General features: G+C 62.0%; 22 protein-coding genes. 12 read left to right on the top strand and 10 right to left on the bottom strand.

Annotation, left to right across the window (positions count from 1 at the left end):
- Positions 1–65 precede the first annotated feature (65 nt).
- The 4 genes from QWZ03_RS09085 (at position 66) to QWZ03_RS09070 (ending at position 3413) form a co-directional block, all read left to right on the top strand.
- Positions 66–857: a GNAT family N-acetyltransferase gene (locus QWZ03_RS09085; protein ID WP_290332396.1), complete on the top strand. Its 792-nt coding sequence runs from the start codon at positions 66–68 to the stop codon at positions 855–857.
- The gene (locus QWZ03_RS09080) at positions 857–1306 is read left to right on the top strand and encodes a hypothetical protein (RefSeq protein ID WP_290332395.1); all 450 of its coding nucleotides are present in this window, start codon (positions 857–859) and stop codon (positions 1304–1306) included. The genes QWZ03_RS09085 and QWZ03_RS09080 overlap by 1 nt, the downstream gene beginning before the upstream one ends.
- Complete coding sequence (hpnE, locus tag QWZ03_RS09075) at positions 1293–2609, top strand: hydroxysqualene dehydroxylase HpnE (RefSeq protein ID WP_290332394.1); 1317 nt, start codon at positions 1293–1295, stop codon at positions 2607–2609. Before QWZ03_RS09080 ends, hpnE begins: the two co-directional genes overlap by 14 nt.
- 81 nt (positions 2610–2690) lie before the next feature.
- Positions 2691–3413: a substrate-binding periplasmic protein gene (locus QWZ03_RS09070; protein ID WP_290332393.1), complete on the top strand. Its 723-nt coding sequence runs from the start codon at positions 2691–2693 to the stop codon at positions 3411–3413.
- Positions 3414–3490: 77 nt separating this feature from the next.
- On the opposite strand, the gene QWZ03_RS09065 is transcribed toward QWZ03_RS09070, so the two are convergent.
- From QWZ03_RS09065 to cmk, 9 genes are all read right to left on the bottom strand, one after another.
- Entirely contained in the window at positions 3491–4105 is a 615-nt protein-coding gene (locus tag QWZ03_RS09065; protein WP_284196849.1) for a PH domain-containing protein, read from the bottom strand.
- Positions 4106–4173: 68 nt separating this feature from the next.
- Positions 4174–5112, bottom strand: a complete 939-nt coding sequence (gene rfaE1, locus QWZ03_RS09060; protein ID WP_284196850.1) for a D-glycero-beta-D-manno-heptose-7-phosphate kinase — start codon at positions 5110–5112, stop codon at positions 4174–4176.
- Between the two features lie 10 nt (positions 5113–5122).
- Positions 5123–6436, bottom strand: coding sequence for a UDP-glucose dehydrogenase family protein (locus QWZ03_RS09055; RefSeq protein ID WP_290332392.1), 1314 nt, complete (start codon positions 6434–6436; stop codon positions 5123–5125).
- A 35-nt stretch (positions 6437–6471) separates the two neighbouring features.
- Positions 6472–7173 (bottom strand): orotidine-5'-phosphate decarboxylase, encoded by a 702-nt coding sequence (gene pyrF, locus QWZ03_RS09050; RefSeq protein WP_290332391.1) that lies wholly within the window; start codon positions 7171–7173, stop codon positions 6472–6474.
- Between the two features lie 32 nt (positions 7174–7205).
- Positions 7206–8369 (bottom strand): lipopolysaccharide assembly protein LapB, encoded by a 1164-nt coding sequence (gene lapB, locus QWZ03_RS09045; protein WP_290332390.1) that lies wholly within the window; start codon positions 8367–8369, stop codon positions 7206–7208.
- Positions 8370–8394: 25 nt separating this feature from the next.
- Complete coding sequence (locus tag QWZ03_RS09040) at positions 8395–8703, bottom strand: LapA family protein (protein ID WP_290332389.1); 309 nt, start codon at positions 8701–8703, stop codon at positions 8395–8397.
- A 347-nt stretch (positions 8704–9050) separates the two neighbouring features.
- The gene (locus QWZ03_RS09035) at positions 9051–9338 is read right to left on the bottom strand and encodes an integration host factor subunit beta (RefSeq protein ID WP_284196855.1); all 288 of its coding nucleotides are present in this window, start codon (positions 9336–9338) and stop codon (positions 9051–9053) included.
- 24 nt (positions 9339–9362) lie between these two features.
- The gene (rpsA, locus tag QWZ03_RS09030; protein WP_284196856.1) at positions 9363–11063 is read right to left on the bottom strand and encodes a 30S ribosomal protein S1; all 1701 of its coding nucleotides are present in this window, start codon (positions 11061–11063) and stop codon (positions 9363–9365) included.
- A gap of 130 nt (positions 11064–11193) precedes the next feature.
- Positions 11194–11859: a (d)CMP kinase gene (gene cmk / locus QWZ03_RS09025; RefSeq protein ID WP_290332388.1), complete on the bottom strand. Its 666-nt coding sequence runs from the start codon at positions 11857–11859 to the stop codon at positions 11194–11196.
- A 429-nt stretch (positions 11860–12288) separates the two neighbouring features.
- On the opposite strand from cmk, the gene QWZ03_RS09020 reads away from it, so the two are divergent.
- The 8 genes from QWZ03_RS09020 to pelG are packed head-to-tail and all read left to right on the top strand — an operon-like array spanning position 12289 to position 25760.
- Positions 12289–13200 (top strand): NAD-dependent epimerase/dehydratase family protein, encoded by a 912-nt coding sequence (locus tag QWZ03_RS09020; RefSeq protein ID WP_290332387.1) that lies wholly within the window; start codon positions 12289–12291, stop codon positions 13198–13200.
- Between the two features lie 7 nt (positions 13201–13207).
- Complete coding sequence (locus QWZ03_RS09015) at positions 13208–15964, top strand: bifunctional glycoside hydrolase/polysaccharide deacetylase family protein (protein ID WP_290332386.1); 2757 nt, start codon at positions 13208–13210, stop codon at positions 15962–15964.
- A 36-nt stretch (positions 15965–16000) separates the two neighbouring features.
- On the top strand, positions 16001–19849 hold the full coding sequence (locus tag QWZ03_RS09010; RefSeq protein ID WP_290332385.1) for a tetratricopeptide repeat protein: 3849 nt from the start codon (positions 16001–16003) through the stop codon (positions 19847–19849).
- Between the two features lie 49 nt (positions 19850–19898).
- Entirely contained in the window at positions 19899–20432 is a 534-nt protein-coding gene (locus QWZ03_RS09005; protein ID WP_284196861.1) for a penicillin-binding protein activator LpoB, read from the top strand.
- 3 nt (positions 20433–20435) lie between these two features.
- Positions 20436–21845: a PelD GGDEF domain-containing protein gene (locus QWZ03_RS09000; protein ID WP_290332384.1), complete on the top strand. Its 1410-nt coding sequence runs from the start codon at positions 20436–20438 to the stop codon at positions 21843–21845.
- Positions 21842–22831 (top strand): hypothetical protein, encoded by a 990-nt coding sequence (locus QWZ03_RS08995; RefSeq protein WP_290332383.1) that lies wholly within the window; start codon positions 21842–21844, stop codon positions 22829–22831. The genes QWZ03_RS09000 and QWZ03_RS08995 overlap by 4 nt, the downstream gene beginning before the upstream one ends.
- A complete protein-coding gene (gene pelF, locus QWZ03_RS08990; RefSeq protein ID WP_290332382.1) occupies positions 22831–24390 on the top strand; it encodes a GT4 family glycosyltransferase PelF in 1560 nt (519 codons plus the stop codon). Before QWZ03_RS08995 ends, pelF begins: the two co-directional genes overlap by 1 nt.
- Positions 24390–25760, top strand: a complete 1371-nt coding sequence (pelG, locus tag QWZ03_RS08985; protein WP_284196865.1) for an exopolysaccharide Pel transporter PelG — start codon at positions 24390–24392, stop codon at positions 25758–25760. The genes pelF and pelG overlap by 1 nt, the downstream gene beginning before the upstream one ends.
- Before the next feature lie 54 nt (positions 25761–25814).
- Here the strand turns inward: pelG and QWZ03_RS08980 are convergent, their stop codons facing one another.
- Complete coding sequence (locus QWZ03_RS08980) at positions 25815–26867, bottom strand: NAD(P)H-dependent flavin oxidoreductase (protein WP_290332381.1); 1053 nt, start codon at positions 26865–26867, stop codon at positions 25815–25817.
- Positions 26868–26958: the final 91 nt, after the last annotated feature.

The following is a 26958-nucleotide window of genomic DNA, read 5'->3' as shown; positions in this document are numbered from 1 at the left end:
CGCGTCGCAGTCCGGCAGGCTTGCTGCCTTGCCGGACAAAGAACAAGGCGCGGGGTGAGTAGACATTGAACGGGCTCTTACAACTCACCCAGGCGGCGGCACTGCTGCCGCACCTGCCCGACAACGCCATGGCGGCATTTGCGCGTTACATTGTGGAGTGCGATCCCGGCTCCACCGCCATGCTGGCCGATGACGGCAGCGCCTGGGTCTTGGGCGGCCCTTGGGCCGGCCGGCCTGAAGTCCCCTCGTATTGGGCCTACGCCCAGGATCAGGCCGCCCTGGATGCCGCCCTGCACTGGCTGGATCAGCACGCGCCTGTTGCCGATGTCGCCCTGTGCAATCTGCCCGCCGACGAACTGGCCATAGCCAGCGGCTGGCAAATCGGCTGGGACACTCACCTGTGCCTGGACGGTCCCGGCCCCGGTCCCACAGCCAGCGCTATCCCCATAGTCAACTTCGAACAGGCACGCCAGCAGGGCACCCCCATGCACCCGGAACTGGCTGCCCAAGGCTATGCCGACTATCCTGCACTGATGCGTGACTTCGGCAGGCTGGATCGCTTTTTTGGTGCCATCCATGAGGGCCAACTGGTTGCCATGGCCGAATGCAATCTTGCCGCTGGCAGCCATATCAGCATCCAGGCCGTCAGCACGGCCTCCACACTGCGTAACCGGGGCCTAGGCAAGGCCGTTGTTGGCCATGCGGCCAACTGGATACATGCCCAGGGCAAGCAGGCCCACTATCTGGCCAGCACCGACAATCACGCGTCCATTGCACTTGCGCGTGCTTGCGGGTTCAATCAGGCCATGACGCTACCCTACCTGTATCGCCCAACCCAGACACCCAGCCCAAGCTGATGGACAAACTGCCCTTCTCGCCCTGGTATCTGTTGTTTGCCGCGCTGGTCATCATCGCCATCCTGATCGCAGGCTGGGTAGAGATGCGCCATGCAGACCGCAAGGCAATACGTCGGCGCAAGATGCGGCAAGCGCTGGAAACCTTTCGCATCGCGCGCAATTACCAGCGCACCGATGGCACGCCCGAACTGTTTCTCTACAGCGCCGATAACTCCAAGCGCCTCCTGGAACTGAACAACCAGATCGCCAAATACGGCCAGGGCTCGGCCAGCTGGCTGTATTTCATGCCAGAGCGGCGCCTGTTCTTCATCCTGGAGCTGGTGGCCATCGAGCCCGAGGGCGATCTCCACTTCATCCAGACCATACACCCCATCAAGCCGGATCGCGCCCGCCAGGTGCTGGCACGCTATCCCGAGCTGTATCGCGACATATTCCGTGAAGAAATCTGACCCCATTGCCATCATCGGCGGCGGCTACGCCGGCATGGCAGCCGCCATGGAACTGGCTGCCCATGGCCAGCCGCTTGAAGTGTTCGAGGCAGGCCCGGTGCTGGGTGGCCGCGCCCGCCGGGTAGAGATAGACGGTGTGGCACTGGATAACGGCCAGCACATGGCTATAGGCGCCTATGCCGAGCTATTGCGCCTGATGCAGCTGGCCGGGGTGGGGGAAGCCGAGGGTTTCGTTCGCACGCCCCTGGAGCTGGATGTACAGCAGGGTAGCCAGCGGGTATTCCGCCTGGCCTGCCCTCGGCTACCCGCACCACTGCATACCCTGGCCGGCCTGCTATGGGCCGATGGCCTCAGCTGGGGCGAGCGCACCAGCGCCATACGCGCCATGGCCGGTGCGCAGTTGCGTGGCTTCCAGCTGGCGCAGGACACCACGGTCGCAGACTGGCTGGCCAACCATGGGCAGTCCGCCCACCTGGTACGTTGCCTGTGGGAGCCGCTTACCCTGGCCGCCCTCAACACCCCTATCGCCACCGCCAGTGCCCAGGTGCTGCTCAACGTGCTGCGCGACAGCCTGGCCGGCAAGCGCGCGGCCAGTGACTTCCTGCTGCCCGCGACCGATCTGTCGGCACTCTTTCCCGAGGCCGCAGGGCGCTATCTGGCTGAGCGCAATTGCACTGTGCATACCGGCACCATGATCAGGCAGGTGGGGCGCAGCGCCCAGGGCTGGCAGTTGGATCGCAGCGATAGGTGCTACAGCCAGTTGATACTGGCGCTGCCGCCACATAGGCTGGCCATGCTGGCAGAACACCTGCCCGCCCTCGCACCTGCCTGCGCCCTGCTGGACGCATGGACCTGGCAACCGATCTACACCGTCTACCTGCGCTACCCGGCAGGTACTCGGCTGCCCAAGGCCATGCAAGGCATGGTGGGCAGCAGCACCCAATGGCTGTTCGACCGAGGCCGCCTGTGTGGCCAGGACGGCCTCCTGGCGGCCGTGATCAGTGCCGAAGGCCCGCACGAAGCCTGGTCGCAGGCGCAGCTGGCCGCCACCGTGACGACGGAAATCGCACAGGCCCACCCCCAGCTACCTGCACCGTTGTGGCATAGGGTGATCGCAGAGAAACGCGCCACCTTTGCCTGCGTTGCCGGGCTACAGCGGCCGGGAAATGCCACGGCCGACCCTGCGCTGTGGCTGGCCGGCGACTATACGGCAGGCGACTACCCCGCCACCCTGGAGGGCGCAGTGCGCAGCGGCGTGGCGGCCGCCCACGCCTGCCTGGCGGCGCAGCCGCCCATCGGATAAGCCCCTACGGCAAGCGGGACGATCCACCACAACCGGCAGTCCGACATATAGTGGTATCACCATCACCCGCAAGAGGCTGCCATGTCTCGGCCGCTCATGCTTTGCCTGGTAGCCTTGTCGCTGCCCGCCTGCCTAGCCGACAGCCTGCCGCTCAAGCTGTTCACCGAGGATTTGCCGCCTTACAACTTCCCCCTGCCTGACGGCAGGGTGGGCGGCAGTTCGACGGAGAAGGTCGAAATCCTGCTGACGCGTAGCAATCTGGCCTACAAGATAGAACTGACCCCTTGGGCTCGCGCTTTCGAATCCGCCCGCAGCCAGCCCGGCCATTGCGTCTACTCCACCGCCCGCACTCCCGAGCGCGAAGCCAGCTTTGTCTGGATAGGCCCATTGGCGCACAACGATTGGATGCTGTTCGGCCGTACCGACAAACCACAGGCGCCCCGCAGCCTGGAAAGCGCCATAGGCGCCCGCATAGGCGGCTACCATGGCTCCGCCAGTGCGCTGTACATGATCAAGCAGGGCTACAACGTGGTGATGTCGGCCAACCACGATATCTCCATCAAGAATCTGATGGCGGGCCGACTGGACTACTGGCTGGCCAGCGGAGAAAGCGGCAACGCCCTGATCGCACGCCAGAATCTCACCGGCAAGATCAAGCCCATGATTCCGGTACGCAGTTTCGAGCTGTACCTCGCCTGCCATCCGGGCACCGATGCTGCCGTGTTGCATAAGCTGCAGCAGGGCTTTCAGTTGCTCCAGAGCGACGGCACCCTGGCAGCCATCAATCGCAAATACAGCGACTAGCCTCGCCGCCAAGAAAAAACCGCCACATTGTGGCGGTCTGTCGACACCCTGGCGTAGTCGCCAGCGACCCAACGGGCTTAGTTCTTGATATAGCGCTCGAACACAAAGCCGAAGTCCTTGACCACATACTTCTGCTGGGCCGCACTGAGCCAGGAGAACGCCGCCTGATTCAGTTCCTTGAAGGCCTCCACCACCGGCGTACCACCGCTCTGGCCGCGTCCCAGCGTCACCGATGCCAGCTCCAGGCTGGACTTGGCATAAGCCAGGGCAATCTCGTTCTCGTGCATCAGTTCCGCAATACGCAGCAGCGCCTTGTACAGGTCCTTCACCTCTTCGATATGCTTTTTGTGCACATCGATGGAGAAGGCCTTGTTGCCCAGCTGGAATTTCACTTCCACGTCCATGTCTATGGTTCCGGCGGTTTCCAGCAGCACCTCGGACACCGGATAGGAACTATAGCTGTAGCGATGCAGCATGCGCTTCTTGCTCATGGCGCTGGAGCCATCGAGGTGTATCAGCGCCTTGTTGGTAAAGCAGTACTCGTCCACCTTGGATTTGATCAGGAAGAAGATCTTTTCCTGATCCTCGTGCATTACGTAGTCATCGGCATCGACCTTGTCGTAATCCTCCGGCTTGATCACTGCACCGATATCGCTCAATCCCAATGCATCTGCTGCCAGCTTGCCAAACATGGTTGCTCCTTCCCTTGTGGTTAAGCACCGGGCCTTGTACACCCTCCCGGTTGCCCAAAAAAAACGGCTCAACGCTCGAACAATTCCTCGGCCGTGGCTACCGCCGTGCCCAGCTTGCCCACTACGATGCCGGCCGCCAGGTTGGACCACTGCATGGCCCGTGGCAGGCTCTCACCCGCCGCCAGCATGGCCGCCAGGGTAGCGATCACCGTATCACCCGCACCCGATACATCGAACACTTCCTGCGCCAGCGTCTGCTCATGGGTCACACCAGCAGGCTCGAACAGGCTCATGCCTTCTTCCGAGCGCGTCACCAGCAAGGCGTCCAGCCGCAACTGGGTGCGCAATTGCTGTGCCTTCTCCACCAACTCCGCCTCGCTCCCCCAGCGTCCGGTCACCTCGCGCAGTTCGCTACGATTCGGCGTCAGCAAGGTCGCGCCGGCATAGCGACTGTAGTCGTCGCCCTTCGGGTCAACCAACACCGGCTTGCCGGCAGCCCTGGCGGCTTCGATCATGGTCGCTACATGGGTCAGCCCACCCTTGCCGTAGTCTGACAGTATCACCACATCATGCTGCGCCAGTACAGCCCGGAAGTCATCCAGCTTGGCGGCCAATATCTCGTGACTGGGGCTGTACTCAAAGTCCAGCCGTATCAGTTGTTGCTGCCTGGCCACCACACGCAGCTTCACCGTGGTGGTGATGCTGGCATCACGATGCAGGCTGGTAGCCACACCATGCTCATTCAGCAGCCTTTGCAGCGCGCTGCCTGCCTCGTCATCCCCTACGACCGACAGCAGGGTGGCCTGCCCACCGATAGCCGCTATATTGCGCGCCACGTTGGCGGCACCACCGGCACGCTCCTCGATGCGGCTGATCTTGGCTACCGGCACCGGTGCCTCGGGCGATATGCGCTCCACATCGCCGAACCAGTAGCGGTCCAGCATCACATCCCCCACCACCAGCACGCGCGATGCCGCCAGCGCGCGCCTCAAGTCTTCATGCTTCATTCGAGGCCTTTCAACGCCCTATTGCGTCGTAGACAAATCCCAGCTCACGCAGGTAAGCCGGGTCATAGAGATTACGCCCGTCGATGATCAGCGGCCGCTTCAGCGCACGCTTGATGGCATCAAAATCCGGGCTGCGAAATTCCTTCCATTCGGTAGCGATCAGGAGTGCATCTGCGCCCTCAAGCGCCGCCATGGGGCTAGCTGCATAGTGTATGCGCTCGCCCAGGAGTTTGCGCGCCGCCTTGCTGGCCGTGGGATCATAAGCCGACACCCGCGCCCCTCTATCCAACAGCCCGTCTATCACCGTCAGGCTGGGTGCCTCACGCATATCGTCGGTATCCGGCTTGAACGCCAGCCCCCACAAGGCGATGCAGCGGCCACGCAGGCTGGCCCCCAGGCGCTGCACCAGCTTGATCACCAGCTTGTGCTTTTGCGCATCATTGGCCGCCTCCACGGCCTCCAGTACACGCAGCTGCACACCATGGGCCTCCGCCGTACGCCGCAGCGCTCGCACATCCTTGGGAAAGCATGATCCGCCATAGCCTACGCCCGGGTAAAGGAACTGATAGCCTATGCGCGGATCGGCCCCTATGCCCCGCCGTACCTGCTCGATATCGGCCTGCAGGGCTTCCGCCAGATTGGCCATCTCGTTCATGAAGGAAATGCGCGTCGCCAGCATGGCATTGGCAGCATACTTGGTCAGCTCCGCCGAGCGCACGTCCATCAGCACCAGCCGCTCGTGGCTGCGCTGAAAAGGCTGGTAGAGCGCTCTTAACCACTGGGTGGCGCGCTCATCATCGCTGCCCACCACAATACGGTCAGGCCGCATGAAATCCTCTACCGCCGCTCCCTCCTTCAGAAACTCCGGGTTGGACACCACGGCATAGGGCAATTGCACCCCCCGCTCCGCCAATTCTTCTGCAATCGCCTCGCCCACCTTGTCGGCCGTCCCTACCGGCACGGTGGATTTGTCCACGATGATCTTGTAGTCCGTCATGCGCCGGCCTATCTGGCGCGCAGCGGCCACCACATGCTGCAGGTCTGCCGCACCGTTTTCACCCGGTGGCGTACCCACCGCAATCATCTGCAAGGTGGCATAAGCCACGGCCTCATCCACATCGGTGGTGAAGCGTAGCCGCCCGGCCTGTTGGTTGCGGCTGACCAGCGCCTCCAAGCCCGGCTCATGTATGGGCATGATACCGGCCCGCAGATCCGCCACCTTGCTGGCATCCACATCCAGACACAGCACCTCGTTACCCACTTCAGCCAGACAAGCCCCGGTCACCAAGCCCACATAACCCGTACCGACTATGGTCAGCTTCATGCGTTTGCGCTCCGCTAATGCGGGGCCCATGCCCCTCAGATAGCGGCGAGACTAGCGTGTATGGATTGCAGTGTTGCGACAGGGTCGGCGCTTTGGGTAATTGGGCGGCCTATCACCAGATAGTCGGCACCGGCCTCCAAGGCTGCCTCGGGTGTCATCACCCGACTCTGGTCCCCGGCAGCACTGCCCAAAGGGCGGATACCGGGCGTCACCAGCTTGAAATCGTTACCGCATAGCTTCTTCAACACAAAGGCTTCCTGGGCCGAGCAGACCACCCCGTCCAGGTCACATTCCAGCGCCAGGCGCGCCAGCAGGGGCACCTGCACGGCGGGTTCGGGCATACCCATCTCCGCCAGGTCCGCACCATCCATGCTGGTCAGCACCGTCACCGCAATCAGCAACGGGCGATTGGGCTCGCCATCGAGCGCATCACGGGCGGCAAGCATCATCTTGCGGCCGCCGGAGGCATGCACGTTCACCATCCAGACGCCCAGCCTGGCAGCCACCTTGACGGCCTGGGCGACGGTATTGGGGATATCGTGGAATTTCAGGTCCAGGAAAACCTCATAGCCGCGGCCCACCAGCTGTTCCACCAGCGCAGGGCCGGCGGCGGTAAACAGCTCCTTGCCCACCTTGAGCCGGCAGAGCGCAGGATTCACCTTGTCGGCAAAGGCCAGCGCGGCAGCGGCATCATGGAAATCCAGGGCAACAATGATCTTGGGATCGTGAACGGTCATGGCGGGTTCTCAATGGTAAAGGGATGGCACGATCAGGAACGGGTCTGGCCACGGGCCGGCAGGAAGCGCTCCCAGTCATTGCAGGCAGGACAGCGCCAGAAATACTGGCGCGCCTTGAAGCCGCAGGAGGCACAGTGGTACATGCTGAGTCCACGCGTCGACTCCTGGGTCAGCCGCAGCATGGTATCGAGTTCGGCCTGCCGCTCTGGCGGCGCAGCCTTGGCCTGGGCCTCCAGCAGCTTGAGCAAGCCCGTCATATTGGGATTGCGTCGCAATTCCTCGCGCAGCCATTCATAGGCGGCCGGCTCCGATTCCTGGGCGGCAATGCGCTCCACAACCACATCGAGCATATCCAGCTCGGGGTAGGTGGAGAGAAAGCCCTTGAGCAAGGCGGTGCCCTCTTCGGGCTTGGCCAGCTTGTCATAGGCATCCAGCAATTTGCGTGCGGCAAAGGGAAGGAAGCGATGATCCTGCGACTCTATCTTGAGCCAGGCATCGATGGCAGCTTCATACTGCCCCTCATTGGCTGCCAGCTCGCCCAGCAACAGATTGGCCCGCACACACTTGCGATGCTCAGCCAGTGCCTGCTGCAGAAACTGCCTGGCCTCCTGCGGCTGTGATCGTGTCATGGCCGCCGTGGCCAGTTCGCAATAGAACTCGGCGATTTCGTGCTGGTAGGTATGGCTGGTATCGCGCAACTGTTGCGCGGTCTCAATCGCCTTGTGCCACTCTTTCTCCTGCTGGTAGATATCCAGCAGGTGGCGCCGGGCTGCACGGGCAAACTCAGTGTCATCGAGCTTGCCAAACAGTTCCTCCGCCCGGTCGAACAGGCCAGCCTTCATGAAATCCAGCGCCAGCTCAAAGGTGGCAGACTGCTTGTCGAAGAGCTTGAGTTCAGGCCGAGCCAGCAGCTTCTGGTGCATCCGTATGGCGCGCTCGATTTCACCTTTCTTGCGAAATAGATGGCCCAGAGCAAACTGCAGCTCTATGGTCTCGCTATGGTTGCGTGCCAGATCAACAAACACATCGACGGCCTTGTCGGTGCGCTCGTTCAGCAAATGGTTGAGGCCCTCGAAGTATTGCCGGGGTAGCAGTTTTGAATCGGACAGAATATGCCGTATGTCAACGCGTGCAGCCAACCAGCCCAGGCCGAAACACAACGGGAAAAGTATCAGCCACCAGGCTTCGAATTCCACAGGTAATTCCTTGTTATTGTTTTGCTCAGATCACCGCATCCAGCGGCACCGACGGCTCTACCCGGTCTACCGGCTCCATCACTGCGGGTACGCCGCTCTCTTTGTGCTGCTTCAGCTGCTGTAGTTCACGCTTGAGCCGCGCCACCTGCAGCAACATGGCCAGCACACCTGCCAGGGCACCCAGCACAAAGGCGCCAAACAGCACCAGCGCCAGCGGCGCTTGCCACTGCATGTCCAGCAGGCCATGCAAGGTCACCATGGCCATATTCTTGATGGCAAAGGCAAACAGGAACAAAAACAGGGCAATCTTGATGAACCAAGCGAGATAGCGCACGGGCAGCTCCACGGAATAGACCCTCATTTTAGCCGAGGTCGCCAGGGAAGCGGGCATGCCATCTGTTTTACTTGGTTCCGCGCCTGTTATGGACCCGCGTCATGGCGGGTTGGCGACGCTGGCACAAACACCAGCAAGACCCTGGCGCAGAACGTCAGCACAGCCAGAATCAGCGGGCTCCACCTACTTTCCCCACCCTAGCAGGCGTGTGCATGCGCTTCCTCTTTTCCAAGGCTTCAGTGCCTAGCCAGCTCTCGGCCAGGCCTGGGCCTGCACAAAAGAAAAACGCGACGCCTTGCGACGTCGCGTTTTCTTACTGGATGCAAGTCCGATGGAACAACCAGGCTTTATGCCTCCTGGCCGTCCACTCGCTCGCGCAGCTCTTTACCGGCCTTGAAGTGGGGCACGTACTTCTCCGGCACCGCGACTTTCGTCCCGGATTTCGGATTGCGCCCCACACGTGGCGGCCGGTAGTTCAGGTCAAAGCTGCCGAACCCCCTAATTTCGATACGTTGACCACTGGCCAGACTGCTGGCCATGGCATCAAGTATCGTCTTCACGGCCAGTTCGGCGTCCTTCGCCACGAGCTGCGGGTAACGCTCCGCCAGCTTGGCGATCAGCTCGGACTTGGTCATGGGGCTACCGGACGACATCGCCGATTACTCTTGGTTGCCCGAGAGCTTGGCCTTCAGCAGTGCACCCAGGCTGGTCGTGCCAGCATTGCCAGCCGATTCACCGGCCAGCTTGGTCATGGCGCTGGAGTCATCCGACTGATCCTTGGCCTTGATCGACAGGTTGATCGAGCGGTTCTTGCGATCAACGTTGATGATCATGGCTTCGACTTCGTCGCCTTCCTTCAGCACGGTACCGATGTTCTCAACGCGGTCGCGCGAGACTTCGGTTGCACGCAGGTAGCCTTCAACTTCTTCGGACAGGGCAACAACGGCACCCTTGGCGTCCAGCGACTTGACGATACCCTTGACGATAGCGCCCTTGTCGTTGGTCGACACGAAGTTGTTGAACGGATCACCTTCCATTTGCTTGATGCCCATGGAGATGCGCTCGCGCTCGACGTCGATGGACAGCACGATGGCTTCCACTTCGTCGCCCTTCTTGTAGTTGCGAACAGCTTCTTCGCCTGGCAGGTTCCAGGACAGGTCGGACAGGTGAACCAGGCCATCGATGCCGCCTGGCAGACCAATGAACACACCAAAGTCGGTAATCGACTTGATGGCGCCCTTGATCTTGTCGCCCTTCTTGTAGGAAGCCTGGAAATCGTCCCAGGGGTTGGCCATGCACTGCTTCATGCCCAGGCTGATACGACGACGGTCTTCGTCGATCTCCAGAATCATCACTTCAACTTCATCGCCCAGTTGGACGACCTTGGTCGGGTGGATGTTCTTGTTGGTCCAGTCCATTTCGGACACGTGGACCAGACCTTCGATACCTTGTTCGATTTCAACGAAGGCGCCGTAGTCGGTGATGTTGGTAACCTTACCGAACAGGCGGGTGCTCTGCGGGTAGCGGCGAGCCAGGCCCACCCACGGATCTTCGCCGAGCTGCTTGAGGCCCAGGGAAACGCGGTTCTTCTCTTGGTCGAACTTGAGCACCTTGGCGGTAACTTCGTCACCGACGGTGAGCACTTCGCTCGGGTGCTTGACACGGCGCCAGGCCAGATCGGTGATGTGCAGCAGGCCATCGATACCGCCCAGGTCCACGAATGCACCGTAGTCGGTGATGTTCTTGACGATACCCTTGACGGTAGCGCCTTCGGACAGGGTGGACAGCAGCTTTTCGCGCTCTTCGCCCATGGTCTCTTCCAGCACGGCACGGCGCGACACAACCACGTTGTTGCGCTTGCGGTCCAGCTTGATAACCTTGAACTCGATGTCCTTGCCTTCGAAAGGCGTGGTGTCCTTGATCGGACGGATGTCGACCAGCGAACCCGGCAGGAAGGCGCGGATGCCGTTGATCATGACGGTCAGACCGCCCTTGACCTTGCCCGAGATCAGACCGGTCTTGATGACGCCTTGCTCCAGCGCTTCTTCCAGGTCTATCCAGGCGGCCAGGCGCTTGGCCTTGTCGCGCGACAGCTTGGTCTCGCCGAAACCGTTTTCAACGCTGTCGATGGCAACTTGCACGAAGTCGCCAACCTTGACGTCAACCACGCCTTGGTCGTTCTTGAATTCATTGATGTCGATCAGCGACTCGGACTTCAGGCCGGCGTTGACGATCACCACCTTGTCTTCGACGGCAACCACTTCAGCAGTGATTACTTCGCCGGTGCGCATCTCTTGGCGCGCCAGGCTTTCCTCGAAGAGGGCGGCAAAACTTTCCATGGAAGAAACTTCGGTAGTCATTTCAGATTTATCCAGATAGCCCACGTGTACTGCCTGTGGGGTCAAGTTGTGAAACGCCGGACCTGCCTTGCGCAAGTACCGGCACCTTTGCTGCCGCAGCGACCTGGTATCGCTACGACAGTTTGCCCGCTTATTCGGGCGAAACCGCCTGCCACCAATCAAGCACAGCCTTGACGGCCTGCTCTATGGATAATTGCGTCGTATCCAGCAAATGCGCATCAGGCAATTGCTGCAACGGCGCTACGCTGCGGGCGCGATCGCGCGCATCCCGCTGCTCTATGTCCTGCAAAATCTGCAAGATGTTAACCGATTCCCCTTTTGCAATCAACTGCTTATAGCGCCGACTGGCGCGTTCTTCTGCACTGGCGGTCAAAAACACCTTCAATGTGGCCTCGGGGAACACCGCTGAACCCATATCCCGTCCATCGGCGACCAGGCCTGGCGCACGGGCAAAGTCACGTTGCCGCTGCAGCAAGGCCGCCCGTACCGAGGGCAATACCGCCACCTTGGAGGCCGCCTCACCCACGGCCTCGGCGCGTATCAACTCCGTGGCATCCTCGCCATCCAGCAAGATCATGCCCTCCAGAAAACTCACATCCAGTGCCGCAGCGACCGCGGTTACCTGCTGGGCATCATCCAGTTGCAGGCCTCGCTGCAATACCGCCAGGGCGGTGAGCCTATAAAGCGCACCACTGTCCAGGTAGTGCCAACCCAATGCCGCCGCCACGCGCGCGGCAACCGTACCCTTGCCCGAAGCAGATGGGCCATCGATGGCAATGACAGGGATAAGGTGCATGTCGTGTCTTCCGGATTGATTGGACTGCGTTGCTGGGCGCGCTACCTAGCGCGGTGGCGGATTTTCTATGGGCAGGCCCGGCTTGTCGAGCCTATAGAGGCTGCTAACGAGTTTTAACCCGGGGCGAAAAAATCGTGAACAGGCGCTTACTGCTGCACTTCAGTCACATAGGGTAAAAATATATTCATCATGGCATCCAGCTTTCACCACTGACTTATCCACAAGCACCTATTCTTGTTATGACAGGCAAGAAACCAAGGGCTACCACGGCCTACTGGCTGGCTAATATTCCAATGTCATGAAACCAGCAGCATCAATGCTATGCGGGCATATCAGCAGGTTCGAATAGTCTTGTTGTGCGCAGCAGGCAAGCCTGTTCCAATGCGTGCCTGAATCAACATTGCATACTAGGGCAAGAAGGGTTGGGGCATGAGCAAGATACTGGTCACTGGCGGCGCAGGCTTCATCGGCTCACACACGGTTGAGAACCTGCTCTTGCAGGGCCATGCAGTACGTGTACTGGACGATCTCAGTACCGGCCGGCCCAACAACCTGCCAGACCACCCCCAGCTGGAACTGTTGATAGGCGATATCCGCAACCCCCAGGCAGTCATGCATGCCATGCAGGGCGTTGATCGCGTCCTGCACCTGGCAGCGCAAGTCTCGGTGCAAGCCTCGGTGGATGCACCGCCTACCTCGGCCGAACGTAATCTCACTGGCTTCATCAATGTGCTGGATGCCGCACGCCAGGCTGGCGTCCAGCGCTTTGTCTATGCCTCCTCGGCGGCTGTCTATGGTCAACCCATAACGCTACCGCTCAGCGAGCACTCGGCGGTCCACCCCGCCTCGCCCTATGGCCTCGAAAAACTGGTCAATGACCAGTATGCCAAGCTCTACGCCGAACTCTACGGCATGTCCTGCCTGGGCTTGCGCTACTTCAATGTGTTTGGCCCGCGCCAGGACGCGCGCTCACCCTACGCAGGCGTGCTGTCCAAGTTCAAGGAGCGGATCGAGCAGCAAGCCACCCTGCTGGTCTTTGGCGATGGCCAGCAAACCCGCGACTTCATCTATGTCGGCGATGTAGCCGAGGCCAACCGGCGTGCCCTGTTCGCCGATCAGACCGGGGTATTGAATGTTGCCACAGGCCAAAGCCGTACCCTCAATCAGGTCATTGCCAGCTTCGGGCAGGTGATCGGCAAGCAGCTCGATGTCAGCCATCAACCCGCACGTACAGGCGACATTGTTCACTCCGCCGCGCAAAACAGCGCCTTGCTGGCTGCGCTTGGGCACATTGACTTCGTCACCCTGGAACAAGGCCTGGCCAAGCTGCTGGCCGGCTAAGCGACCTATGCTGCAGAAATTCTGCCGTACCCTGATCGCTGCGCTGTTGGCCTGCCTGGCCACCGCCAGTGGCAAGCCTGCTGTCGCTTTCTTCTATGGCGCTCAGCCCCCCTTGAATGAGCTGCGCGCCTTCGACTGGGTGGTGCTGGAGCCCGACCACTTCAAGGCCGCGCCGGCAGTCAGCGCCGAAACCGACTGGTTCGCCTATGTCAGCGTCGGCGAAGTGGAGGCGCGCCGCAGCTATGCCGGCAAGATCCCCCCGGCCTGGCTTCCCAGCAGCAACCCCGCCTGGGGTGGCAAGATCATTGACCAGAGCCAGCCTGAATGGCCGGCCTTCTTTGTCGAGCAGATCATCACCCCCCTGTGGCAGCAGGGTTGGCGGCACTTCTTTCTCGACACACTGGATTCCTGGCAACTGCTGGCCAGCACCCCGGCGGAGCAGGCTGCCCAGCAGGCCGGCCTGATACGCGCGCTCAAGGGCCTGAAAGCCAGGTATCCACAAGCCAAGCTGCTGTTCAATCGCGGTTTCGAGGTACTGCCGGAAGTGCACGGGCTTGCAGCTGGCGTGGCATTTGAATCGTTGGAAGCCCGCTGGCAGCCAAGCAATCGCCAATACAGCGAGGTGCCGGAAGCCGACCGCGCCTGGTTGCTGCAACAGATCAAGCCCATACAGGAGCAATGGAAGCTGCCCGTCATTGCCATCGACTACGTACCCGCAGGCGATAGGCAACAGGCCCGCGAAGTGGCTGCCCGCATCCGCGCACGCGGGCTTATTCCCTGGGTAGCCACGCCTGAACTCGACATACTGGGTGTAGGCCAGGTTGAAGTGCAGCCACGGCGTGTGCTGGTGCTGTATGACAGCGCCCAGTACGGCAACCTGATGGAATCCGACCACGTTCGTTTTCTCGCCACCCCGCTCAACTATCTGGGACTGGTGCCCGAATATGTGGATGTGCAGCAGCCCCTGCCCAGCATCGCCCTGGCAGGACGCTATGCCGGCATAGTCAGCTGGCTGAATGGCGACTTGCCCAGCCGTGCCGGTGATCTCAAGCGCCTGTTTGATCGCGCCCGCAACGAAGGGGTGCCGCTGGCCATCCTATCGCGGTTTGGCTTTAACGATCCGGGCTGGATGGCGCAGCGTGGCATCAGCGTGCGCGATGGCAATGCCACGGAGGCCGTGCGGATCACCAGACAACATGCAGCCGTCGGCTTTGAGCACAAGCCCTACCCCCAGCGCGACAACTTCGAGCCCATGAAGCTGAACGAGGGCGAGGCCTGGCTTAGCCTGGCCAGTGGCGATCTACAGCAGGACCCAGTAGGCATCACGCCCTGGGGTGGCTATGCACTTGGGCCCTATGTCGTGGAACTGGCGCCGGGCGATGAAACCGACACCTATTGGGTGATACAGCCGCTGGAATTCCTGAAGGCCGCCTTGCAACTGCCGGCCATGCCCATCGCCGATACCACCACCGAGAATGGCCGGCGGCTATGGCTGACCCATATCGATGGCGATGGCTTTCCCAGCCTGGCCGAGATACCGGGCTCGCCCACCGCCGCCGAAGTCATGCGGCGTGACTTCATTGAGCGTTATCGGGTACCCCACACCGTGTCGGTCATCGAAGGCGAGACCTCCCCCAATGGACTGTGGAGCAGTATGGCCAAGTCGCTGGAAACGACTTCGCGTGCCATTTTTGCGCTACCCCATGTGGAAGTCGCTAGCCATACTTATAGCCACCCCTTCTTCTGGCAGGCACTGACCGGCAAGCGCAAGGTGGAAGGCAGCCTGTACGGCATGAACCTGCAGCTGAAGGACTACAAATTCAGCGTGGACCGCGAGATTTCCGGCTCGGCCGCCTATATCAACAGCCGTCTGGCGCCGCCTGGCAAGCAGGTCAAGGTCTTGCTGTGGAGTGGTGACTGCGATCCTGATGGCGAGACCGTTGCCGCGACTTACAAGGCTGGCCTGCGCAATATGAATGCAGGCGATACCACCATCACACGCGCCCACCCGTCCTGGACCCGTATCTCGTCGCTAGGGCTGGATAAGGGTGGCGGTAATTTCCAGATTTTCGCGCCCAACCAGAACGAGAACATCTACACCAACGATTGGAAAGGCCCTTATTGGGGTTTCCGTCGGGTGATAGAAACCTTTGAATTGACCGACAAGCCCTATCGCTTCAAGCCTATCAATATCTACTACCACACCTACTCTGCCAGCCGTAAGGCCAGCATAGAAGCCCTGCACCAGGTCTATCGCTATGCCCTGAGCCAGGAAACCCTGCCGCTCTACGCATCGGCCTATATAGACCGCGTCATCGGCTTCAATCAGGTTGTGGTAGCCAAGACCGACAGCGGCTGGCGCATACGCAACCAAGGGGCGCTGCGTACTGTACGGCTGCCCGAGAGCGCCGTACCCGATTTCGCCGCCAGCCAGGGCATCGCCGGCTGGCGCCCGCAGCCGCAGGGCCGTTACCTGCACCTGAGCGGCCAACAGTCTGCCGATATCGTGGTCGCAGCCGAAGCCGCCAAACGCCCCTACTTGATCGAAGCCAATGCCCACCTTGCCGCCTGGCAGCCGCGCGCCGATGGCGTACGCTTCAAGCTGGATGGCGGCGTGCCCCTGCAATGGAGCCTTGCCCATGACACGAACTGCACCCTGAGCCAGGCAGGCCGCCCTATCAAGCCTCTAAGCCGCACTGCCGCTGGCACCCAATACAAACTGGCCGAACAGGTTGCCGATCTTGATCTTGCCTGCAGTCCCTAAGGTACTCCCCGCCAACAATCTCACCCGGAGCGTCCTGTGAAAAAAGCAGGCGCCCCGGCCGGGCTATTGGATGAGCGCAAACAGCTGCCACGGCAGCGGCTGTTTCCGCCTTCCACGGTGCTGGCCCTGGCAGCCGGTGCCACAGCAGCACTGGCGCTGATCTTCCCCAAGGGACGAGAGCTATCCGAGATCGCGGCGCAAGCCCGTACCGACGCCCTCTCCCTGCAATACCTGCGCAACCTGGTACGCGCCAGCCCTCGTGACATCGAGCTGCAGTTGGTCCTGGCAGAGCAGGAGATGGTGCTCGGCAACTTCAGTGTGGCGCGCAGCATTGCGGAGAGCCTGCGTGAGCGTCATGAAGCGGAATGGCAGCAGCGCATTGACCTGCTGCTGCTCAAGGTGGCCCAGCGCGACCGGGCACTGGGACGGCATACCGCCTCGCACTACCGCGCGCTGGAACGCGAAATCCAGATACTGGTCATCCGCCTGATTGAGCACGGCCCCATAGACCGCCAGTTGCTGGAGGTACTCAAGCCTGAACTGATGCGCCCACTCACCGGTGGTAGCTTGCTGGACAAATTGCAGCAACACCTTGCCCGGCAAAATCAGCTGCGTGGCGACGAACTCGAAGAGTTCGCCGCGCTCTCGCTCAGCCAGGGCAGCTACCGCGCGGCCTCTGGCTTCCGTATGCTGGCGCTCAAGCGTAGCGGCTCTCAGACCGAACGCCGTCGCCTGTTCCTGGCGGCCGTGCGCGATCTGCAAAGCGGTGGGCTGTATGACCGTGCGGGCGAGTTGCTGGCAGAGCCGCCGACCAACCTGGGCGAGCAAGGCAGCTACTGGGCCGAACTGGCCAAGGTCAGTCTGGCCGTCGGCAAGCCTGCCCTGGCTGAGCGGTATATGAAGCGTGCGCTGAAGATGGCGATGCAGGAATACCTGCAACAGTACCGGGGCTCGCTAGCCGGGCTAGGCGAGCCCGCCTACCCTGGCAGCTTCATGCTGGTCGCCAATACCGCCACCACCGAGCCCTTGTTTCCCCCGCTCAATGGCAAGCCGCCGGCCCTCCCCTACGATGAAGACCTGTACCGGCTCGGCTACGATGTCTTCCTGGCTAATCGTAACGTCAACGATGCCTATTTGCTGGCCCAGGCCGCCGTCCGCGCCCGGCCCGAGGACATGGCCTGGCGCCGTCGGCTGGCGCAGGTGGCCCGTTGGGTCAGCCGGCCGGACGAAGCCCTGGAGCACTGGCTGGCTGCGGCCAGGCTGGGCGATGCCGCCGCCTGGGCGCAAGTGGAGGAACTGACCCCCTTGACCCAGGACGAAGACCTGCGTGTCGCCGCCCTGCAGGCCATGATCAAGGGTGGTCGCGGTACTGAGCTGAGGCTGGAGGAGCTGATCAACTCCTACGATGCCCAGGGTAAACCGGAATCGGCCATTGCCTTTCTCGACCAGCTCTATCGTGAAAAGCGCGAGGCGCGTTTCCTGCTCAGATTAGCCGACTTCCAGCAGCACATTGGCGACCGTCCTGCCGAGGCCGCTACCCTTCAGCGCCTGGCGGCCGATCAAGGCATGACACCAGCGCTGGCCTTGCGTCTGGCCAAGACCCAGATTGCCTTGCGCCAGATGGAACAGGCGTTTGCCACCCTCCGCGATAGCGACAAGCAAGGCGCCAGCGATGCCTATTGGCAGCTGTTTGCCGAAATGGCCAACCTGCTGCAGAAGGAAGACGACGCCCGCGCTGCCTACAAGCGACTTATCGCCGCAGAAAAACCCAGCCAACGCGATCTGGCTGCCTACTACTACCTTACCTGGCGGCAAGATCCAGCCGAGGCCGCACGGGCGGCGGAGCTGGCCTGGCTGCACTACAGCGATGCCCAGTTGTTCATGGCCCTGCTCAATCTGGAAGCCGCCGCGCTACGCTGGCAGGCCCTGGCCCAGCGACTGGACACCATGACGCCGGCTCAGCGCCAGCTGTTCAGCCAGAACGCCCAGTTCTACGCCTTGTCAGCCCAGGTCAGGCTGCAAAACGGCCAGCCCGAGCGCGCCTTGCTCAATAGCAAGATCGCTCTGAGCCTTGCCCCTGGCGACAATGACATCCGTAGCGGCCTGATCTGGCTATTGCTGGACATGCGCCAGTACGACGAACTGCAGGGCTACGCCCATGCCTGGCGCAATGAGGCCATGCGAGGCGGCGCCATGGCGCAGGCGGTGGGGAGCGCCTTCCTGCAACTGGGCCAACCCAGGATTGCCCGCGCCATCTTCCGGGCAGAGCTGCAGCGCATGCGTCGCAACCGCACTGAACCCAGCCGCAACTGGTTGGAAACCTATGCCGATGCCCAGGAGCAATCCGGCTATCCCCAACTTTCCCGCGCCATCCATCGCTACCTGTGGCAGCAACTGCTGCAAGAGGCGCGCAAGCACCCTAATCGCTTTGTCCAGGTGCCGCAGAACCTGATCGACGCCGCACGCCTAGCGCTGAGCGAAACCACCGGCGATCGCCAGACGCCCTTCCTGCAACTGCTGCTGGCCGCCCCCAGTAACCAGCAGGGTGATACCCTGGCGCGTGCTGAAATTCTGGCCAGCTGGCTCAACAGCCGCGACCAGCCGCTGTCAGCACGTTACTTCCTGCTGCGCCGCAAGGCACAAAAGCTGGCCACACCCGATTACCTGCGTCTAAATACCGCGCTGGCCAACGAAGACACCGCCGAGCTCGCACGCCTACTGGGCCGTGGTGGCGTACCGGGCGGCGAAGGTGGTGCAGGAGCCGCCATGCCCATCTACGATCGCATCTACGGCGCCCGCATGCTGAATGATCACGGCCGTGAGCTGGGCTGGGCTGCCGAGGGCCTGCGCTACCGTGACCGCGACCCCATCCTGCACCAGTTGTTGACCGAGGCCTACTTCCCCGATGCCCATCAGGTGGCTGGCGGCATAGAAGCCAGCGAACGGGGTGTACTGCATACCGTGTCCTGGATAGGCAAGACGCAGTTGGCGCTCAACCGCCACCACAGCCTTACCACCCTGAGCGAAGACCGCAAGCAGCAAGTGCAGGACGGTACGCTGATCAATATACCGCCGCATGATCGCAGCGCTAGCCTGGGTTGGCGCTATCAAGGTGAAAAACTGGATCTCGCCATCGAAGCCGGTCGACGCTATGGCTTCGATACCTTCTATACCGGCAAGCTGGAGACCGGCTGGCAGGTCGATGGCCATCTGGGCCTGCGTGCCGGGGCGCACTATGGCCAAGCCACCAGTGATGCCGCCACCCTGATCGTGGCGGGAAAGCGTGATGGCGGCAGCCTGGGGCTGGACTGGAAGATAGGCCGGCGCGAATACCTGCGGCTGGATTACGGCGATTGGCGCTACCGCGCCCAGCGGGGCGAGTACTTCGGCTCCGGCAAGGTGCTGGAAGCCGAGCTGGGCCATCGCTTCAGGCTGGATGAGCCCGACATCAACCTGCGGCTCACCGCCAGCCGTGGGCGCTACAAGGCAGACGGCGAAGTTCCCCTGCGCTACCTCTACCTGCTGCCAGGCGCGGTGACCGATTTCAGCGAGACCGGCGATCCCCGCCCCTATCTAGCCTCCTTCATGCCGCAATCCAGCACCCAGTATGGCCTAGCCTTCGGCTACAACGAGACTGGCCGCGAGCCCTATCGGCAGGCGTGGGCGCCCCATGCCACCCTGGCCTTATCCCACAACACGGTCTCGGGCAGCGGCTACGATGTGCGTATAGGCATGGGCGGCAGCCTGTTCGGCGCCCTGCCGGGCGGGGTAGACAGGCTGCGGCTAGAGTTGGTGCAAGCCAGCGGCACCCGTAGCCAACCCAATGAGCAAACCCGCAGTGTGGTGGTCAGCTGGCAATACTGGTTCGACAAACTGCCCCGCTGAGACAATAGATCAAGCGACCCAACAGCCTACAAGCGATGAGGAAACAAACATGAAACGCACCGTGCAAACCCTGCTCACCCTGGCAGCCACCGTATGGCTGGGTGCTTGCGCCACGCTGGACAGCAGCCGGGCGCCGCAATGGCAGCCCGATGCCAAATGGGCGCTGTTGCCCATGGCCAACCACAGCGATACGCCCCAAGCCGGCTTGGCAGCCGAATCCATCGTGTTCGCCTTGATGCAGGCACAGGGCCTGCAGCAAGTGGCACGCTACCCGGCCGAACTCAATCCCGAAGCCCTGTTTGAAACCGCAGACCGCAAGAGCCAGACCGCCGCGCTGGATTGGGCCAAGCAGGCCGGCGTGCGTTACGCAGTGCAGGGCAGCGTGGAAGAATGGCGCTACAAGGTCGGTGTCGATGGCGAGCCCGCCGTCGGTGTCAGCCTCAACATCATCGATGTCACCAGCGGCAACGTGGTGTGGAGCGGCGTGGCCGGCAAGAGCGGCTGGAGCCGCTCATCCATCGCCGTCACCGCCCAGAAGCTGATCGATGATCTGCTTGACGACGCCGACCTGCCCAGCCGCTGACCGATGCGCTTTGCCTATCACCTGCACTGGCTTCGCGCCGCCCTACTGGCGCGGCTGAAGCCGGCTGAACAGTCCGCCGTCTCCTGGGTTGCCCTTGAAACCATCGTGTTGACCGGCCTTATGCTGGCCTTGTCACGCTGGATAGACCCGGCCGATCCCCTGGCTCAACAGGCCCAGTTTCCCTGGCCCTGGTTTGCCCCCCTGCTGCTCGCATTGCGCTATGGTGTCACCGCCGGCCTGGGGTCAACCTGCATGATACTGGCCTGGTGGTGGCTGGGCGGGCAAGGTGATGCGGCGGCCTTTGGCCCTTTCCCCAAGCTGTACTTCCTGGGTGGCTTGATCGCCACCATGCTGGCGGGTGAATTTGCCGGCAACTGGAATATCCAGCTGCGCCGGGTGCAGGAGACCAATGCCTACCTGTATGAACGTCTGCGCCGTGTTTCCAACCAGTACTACCTGATGCGGTTGTCGCACGACCGGCTGGAACATGAGTTCCTGCTCAAGCCCACCACCATGCGCGATGCCTTGGCATCGCTCAAGACCCTGATCGACACCCGCCGCATGGGCCAGCAGGCCGCCACCACGGGCTGGATAGCCGAGGCCGACGCCGAGAGCTTCCTGCGCTTGCTGGCCCAGTTCTGCGGTGTGGAGGAAGCTGGCCTGTATGCCCTGCCCAATGGCCGCAACGAGGCCATCGCCTATGTAGGTAGCCTGCCCGGCCCCGATGGCAAGCCAGTACGTCCAAACATGAACCAGGACGACCCCATGGTGGTGCACGCACTGGAAAACCATCTGCTGACTCACCTCTCCATGGAGGGCATAGGCCGCCGCCAGCCCAGCGAGTACCAACTAGTCGCACCGCTGCTGACTGCCGACGACCGCATCCTGGGGCTGATCACGGTCAGGCGCATCGGCTTCTTTGCCCTGCACGAGGAGACACTGGTGATGCTGGCGGCCCTGGTGGGCTATCTGGCCGACTCACTGGCCACGCCCGAGAGCACGCGCAAGTTGCGCGAAGGCACTCCCGACTGCCCAGCCGAATTCGCCGAAGAACTGGGTCGTCTCCTGCATCTGGCCAATGCCGGCAAGGTGGAAAGCTGGCTGGTGCTGCAGGTATTCCATAACACCGAGCGTGGCGCCGACACCATAGAAGGCATACGCCGCATGCGGCGAGGCCTGGACGGCGTCTGGCTGCTGACCGGCGAGGGCTACCATGCGGTCCTGACCCTGCTACCCATGACCAACGATGCCGGGGTGGATGGCTATATCGAGCGCATAGGCAAATGGGCCGATGACCTGTACGGCCAGAACTTCAGCATGCAGCACCGTACCATCCATACCGAGCCCCTGCTGGGAGTGGACCCGGCCAGCCTGGTACGCAAAGCCCTGGCACCACTGGGGGATCGCACGTGATAGGCGGTCGGCTGCTGTTTGCTGCCAGTCTTGATATCGGTGCTTTGGGGGCGCTGATCACCGGAGAGGCTGAGCCCTTGCGGGTCACCTTGCTGCTAGCCAGCCATGCCCTGGCCTGCGTCGTGTTCTCGTTCACCGGGCTGCACTTCCTGCCGCCGCACTACCGCTTTCCGGCCCGTGCACCGTTGTTGCTGTTCTTTTCGCTCTGCTTCTTCATCCCCGGCATCAGCGTGCTGGGCATCCTGCTGGCCGTGATCCTGGCCCGCTTCGTCAAGCGGGAAGAAGTCTTCGCCCCCTTTGGCGAGGTCGAGCCGCCCAACTACCGTTCCGGCCGGGGTCAGAGCCCCCGAGCCTACGCCGCAGGCGGGGTCAAGGCACTGATGTTCAACCCCAGCGCCCGCACCGATATCCGCATGAAGGCACTGCTGACCACCCAGGCCATGCCCCGCCGCCTGGCCAACCCCCTGCTGCACGAGGCACTGTCAGGCGATGTTGATGATATCCGGCTGGTGGCCTATGGCATCCTGGCCAACCAGGAGCGCGAAATCGCCGAGCATATCCACCGCCTCAACCACGAGGAGCCGGCTGATGACAAGGCCAGGCTGGATCGCGACCGCTCGCTGGCGCAACTGAACTGGGAGCTGGTGCACAACCGTCTGGTCCAGGGCGACATGCGCCGCCACACGCTGGCCCAGGCCGAGCGCTATGCGCTGAGCTGCCTGGACCGCATGGCAGAGGATGCCGGACTATGGATGCTGCTGGGCAAGATACGGCTGGAGAACAACCAGGCCGACGCCGCCCTGCCCTGCTTCATGGCGGCCCAAGCATTTGGCCAGCCGGTGAGCAGTGTGGTGCCCTACTTGGCCGAACTGGCCTGGCGCAAGAAGAACTACCAGGAAGTAAGGCGCTTGATGGCGCAACTGCCTGCCGAGGGGCAATCACCCCTGGTCAACGCCCTGCAACGCTACTGGACGCAAACTGCCTGATGGCCATCATACGCAAAGCCGATTCCGCCGATATTGCCCTGCTGCTGGAGGGCACCTATCCCTATATCTCGGGCGGTGTCTCCAGCTGGGTACACCAGATGGTGACGGCCTTCCCTGAATATCGCTACGCCATCGTCTTCATCGGCTCCAATCCCGATGAATACGGCCAGCCACGCTACCAGATGCCCGACAACGTGGTGCACCTGGAAACCCACTTCCTGCACGAGAAGCACGGCGAATCCGAAACCAAGCCCCGCAAGGGTGACCCGCAGACCATGCAGACCGTGCGTGAGCTGCACGATTGGTTCCGCTCCGGCAGCACCGAGGGCGGCGATGCCGTGTTCAAGGCGCTGGCCAGCATGCTGCTCGATAGCAAGGATGTGGGCGAGGCCGAATTTCTCTATGCCAAGACCAGTTGGGAATACATCTGCCAACAGTATCGCGAGCGGTGTACCGACCCCTCCTTTGTCGATTACTTCTGGACCGTCCGCTCCATGCACGAGCCCTTGTGGACACTGGCCCGTGTCACCCAGAACCTCATACCGGTGCGGCTGTTCCACACGGTATCTACCGGCTATGCCGGCTATCTGGGCGCCCTGCTCAAGAACAAGCGGCTCAAGCCCCTGCTCACCAGCGAGCACGGCATCTATACCAAGGAACGCAAGATAGACCTGTTCCAGAGCAACTGGGTGCGCGACAACCGCGATGCCTTCCAGAAGCACGCCAGCGAACTGAGCTACTTCCGCAGCCTGTGGATACGCTTCTTCCAGGGTCTGGGCCTGGCCTGCTACGACGCCTCCGACAAGATCGTGGCACTGTACGAGAACAACCGCCTGCGGCAGGTAGAGGACGGCGCCCCGGCCGAGCGCACCCTGAATATCCCCAACGGCATCAAGCTGACCCGCTTCGCCCCCATACGCCCCAACCGCGACGACAGCCCCAAGAGCCCGCCCATACTCTGCCTGCTGGGCCGGGTAGTGCCCATCAAGGACATCAAGACGTTCATACGCGGCATGCGTACCGTCGCCAACGAGCTACCCAATGCCGAAGGCTGGATAGTCGGCCCCGATAACGAAGACCCGGCCTACGCGCAGGAATGCCGCGACCTGGTGGAAAGCCTGGGGCTCAGCAACAACGTCAAGTTCCTGGGCTTCCAGAAGCCAGAGGACATTTTCCCCAAGGTCAAGCTGCTGATCCTCTCCTCCATCTCCGAGGCGCTGCCGCTGTCCTTGCTGGAAGGCTATGCCGCCGGTATCCCGGCGGTCACCACCGATGTAGGCTCCTGCAGCCAGCTGATCTACGGCCTGACAGACGAAGACAAGGCCCTGGGGCCCTCCGGCGAAGTCGTACCCATTGCCAACCCCGAGGCCCTGGGCAGGGCCTGCCTGCGCCTGCTGTCACACTTCGACGTCTGGCAGGCCTGCCAGGCCGCGGCCGTCGCCCGGGTGGAGCGCTTCTATACCGATGACCTGATGTTCGGCCGTTATCGCACGCTATACCAGGAACTGCTGGGCGAGACCGCTACGCCGGACACCACCGATACCGAGACGGTGGCCTGATGGCGGGGATAGGCTTCGAGCTGCGCAAGCTCCTGAACAAAAAAGGCTATCTAGGCCTGCTGCAGGGCTATTTCTACGCCGGCCTGATCAGCTCCGGCCCCTGGGTACTGTCCATCCTGGGGGTGCTACTGATCGGTTTTTTCAGCATCGCCGTGGTGGTACCGGATTTCCTCATTGCCCAGTTCCAGGTCACCGTCACCTATATCATGGCGGTCAGCCTGATACTGACGGGGTTCATCCAGCTAGGCTTCACCCGCTTTATTGCCGACCGGCTATTCGAGCACAAGGATTACATCGTGCTCGCCAACTTCAATGGCGTGCTGTTGGCAGTCACCTTGGCCGCAGGCCTGCTGGGCGGTCTCTCGGCCTTGTTCCTGTTCCCCGAGGAGAGCGTGCTCTACCGCCTGCTGCTGGCCGGCTCCTTCGTGGTCATGTCCGATATCTGGATCGCCGCCATCTTCCTTAGCGGCATGAAGCGCTACAAGGCCATCGTGCTGCTGTTCTTCCTGGGCTACAGCATCACCGTCGCTGCCGCGCTGCTGATGCGCCCTTTCGGTCTGGAAGGCCTGATGGGGGGGTTCTTCATCGGCCAGAGCGTGCTGCTGTGGGGCATGGTGGCGCTGGTGCTGTATGAGTTCCCCGGCGCCGACTTTGTCCGCTTCGACTGGTTGGAGGTACGCAAGGTCTACCCCAGCCTGATCTGGACCGGCTTTTTCTACAATCTGGCGGCCTGGGCAGACAAGTTCATCTTCTGGTACTACCCCTATACCTCCAACCAGGTCATAGGCCCATTACGCGCATCCGAAATCTACGACTTCCCCATCTTTCTGGCCTACCTCAGCATCATCCCTGGCATGGCGGTGTTCCTGGTGCGGATGGAGACAGACTTCGTCGAGTACTACGAGAAGTTCTACAACGCGGTGCGCGAGGGCGAAACGCTGCAGTACATCGAGGAAATGCGCAACGAGATGGTGGCTACCATACGCCAGGGCATCGCCGAGATCGTCAAGATCCAGGGCATCGCCATCCTGCTGGTGTTCGCCCTCGGCCCCATCCTGCTCGACGCCCTGCACATCAGCCGCCTGCACCTGCCCCTGCTCTATGTCGACGTAGTGTCTGCCGGCCTGCAGGTGGTGTTCCTCGGTTTGCTAAACGTGTTCTTCTACCTTGATCGCCGCCGCATCGTGCTGATGCTGACCGGCTTGCTGGTGGTCAGCAACGTGCTGTTCACCTCCATCAGCCTCTACCTGGGCGCGGCCTTCTATGGCTACGGTTTTGCTGCCGCTATGCTGCTGACGGTGACCGTGGCCATGCTGGTACTGGATCGCAAGCTGGAAACCCTGGAGTACGAAACCTTCATGCTTCAGTAGCGACCTTGAGGGGCGTGCGGGAGCCTGTCGTGCCTACGGCGGTACAACAGTCCATCACCCCTCACTGGTCCCGCAGCCCACCGCCAGCAGCCGGGTCATTTCTGCCGCCGATACCGCCCGGCAGCCCGTTGGGTTCTGGCCCGACCATAAAGGCGAGAAATCACCGCTACCCGCCGCCTCGGCCTGGCTGCGCAAAGGCGCCATGGCCGCCGTGGCAAGGGGAAAAGCCGGTACCGCTGCACTGATCGGCCCCAGTTCACGCATCACCCGATTGACGATGCCCCGCGCGGGCCGCCCGGTAAACAGATTGGTCAGCGCCGTATGCTGCGCCGCGTCGCTCTGCAAGGCCGCCCGGTGCACTGAGCTGGTTGTGGCTTCATGGCACAGCATATAGGCCGTACCTACCTGCACCGCGGCAGCACCCAGCGCCAGCGCCGCACGCACGCCCCGGGCATCTGCTATGCCACCAGCTGCGATCACCGGCACCTTCACCGCTGCCACCACTTGCGGCAGCAAGGCAAAGGTACCTTGTTGGGTACTGAGGTCATCCGACAGAAACATGCCCCGATGCCCGCCTGCCTCCAGCCCCTGCGCAATGATGGCATCGACGCCGCGCGCCTCCAGCCAGCGGGCCTCGGCCACGGTGGTAGCCGAGGAAATCACCTTGGCGCCCCAACTCCGTACGCGTGCCAGCAAGTCATCTGACGGCAGGCCGAAATGAAAACTCACCACCGGGGGCCTGAACTCGGCCAACACCTCGGCCGCCTCCTGCGTGAATGGCATACGCCCCGCCCCTGCCGGCACGCTATCGATATCCAGCCCCAGCTCGCGATAATACGGCGACAAGGCAGCCCGCCAGACAGCCTCCCGTTCTGCCACCGGGCTAGGTGGCGTATGGCAGAAGAAATTCACGTTGTAAGGCTGGTCGGTTCCGGCCTGTATCGCTGCCAACTCGGTACGCAACGCCTCCAGCGACAGCATGGCCGCAGGCAAGGAACCGAGGCCACCGGCGCGGCTCACCGCAATGGCCATGGCACTGGCCTGTACCCCGGCCAAGGGTGCTTGTATCAGGGGATAGCTAGTACCGAACAAGGTCGAACCAAGCATAAGGACTCCAGCAATTTAGATAGGCAAAAGCAAGGTTACACGAAGCCCCAAGGGGCCGAATGCCAGATACTCAATCGGGCGGCTTCGCTCA

The organism is Chitinimonas viridis (genome assembly GCF_030409555.1).
In the GTDB taxonomy this organism is placed as follows: Bacteria; Pseudomonadota; Gammaproteobacteria; order Burkholderiales; family Chitinimonadaceae; genus Chitinimonas; species Chitinimonas viridis.
Note: the sequence above shows the minus strand (reverse complement) of the source record. Positions and strands in the feature narration are given on the sequence as shown.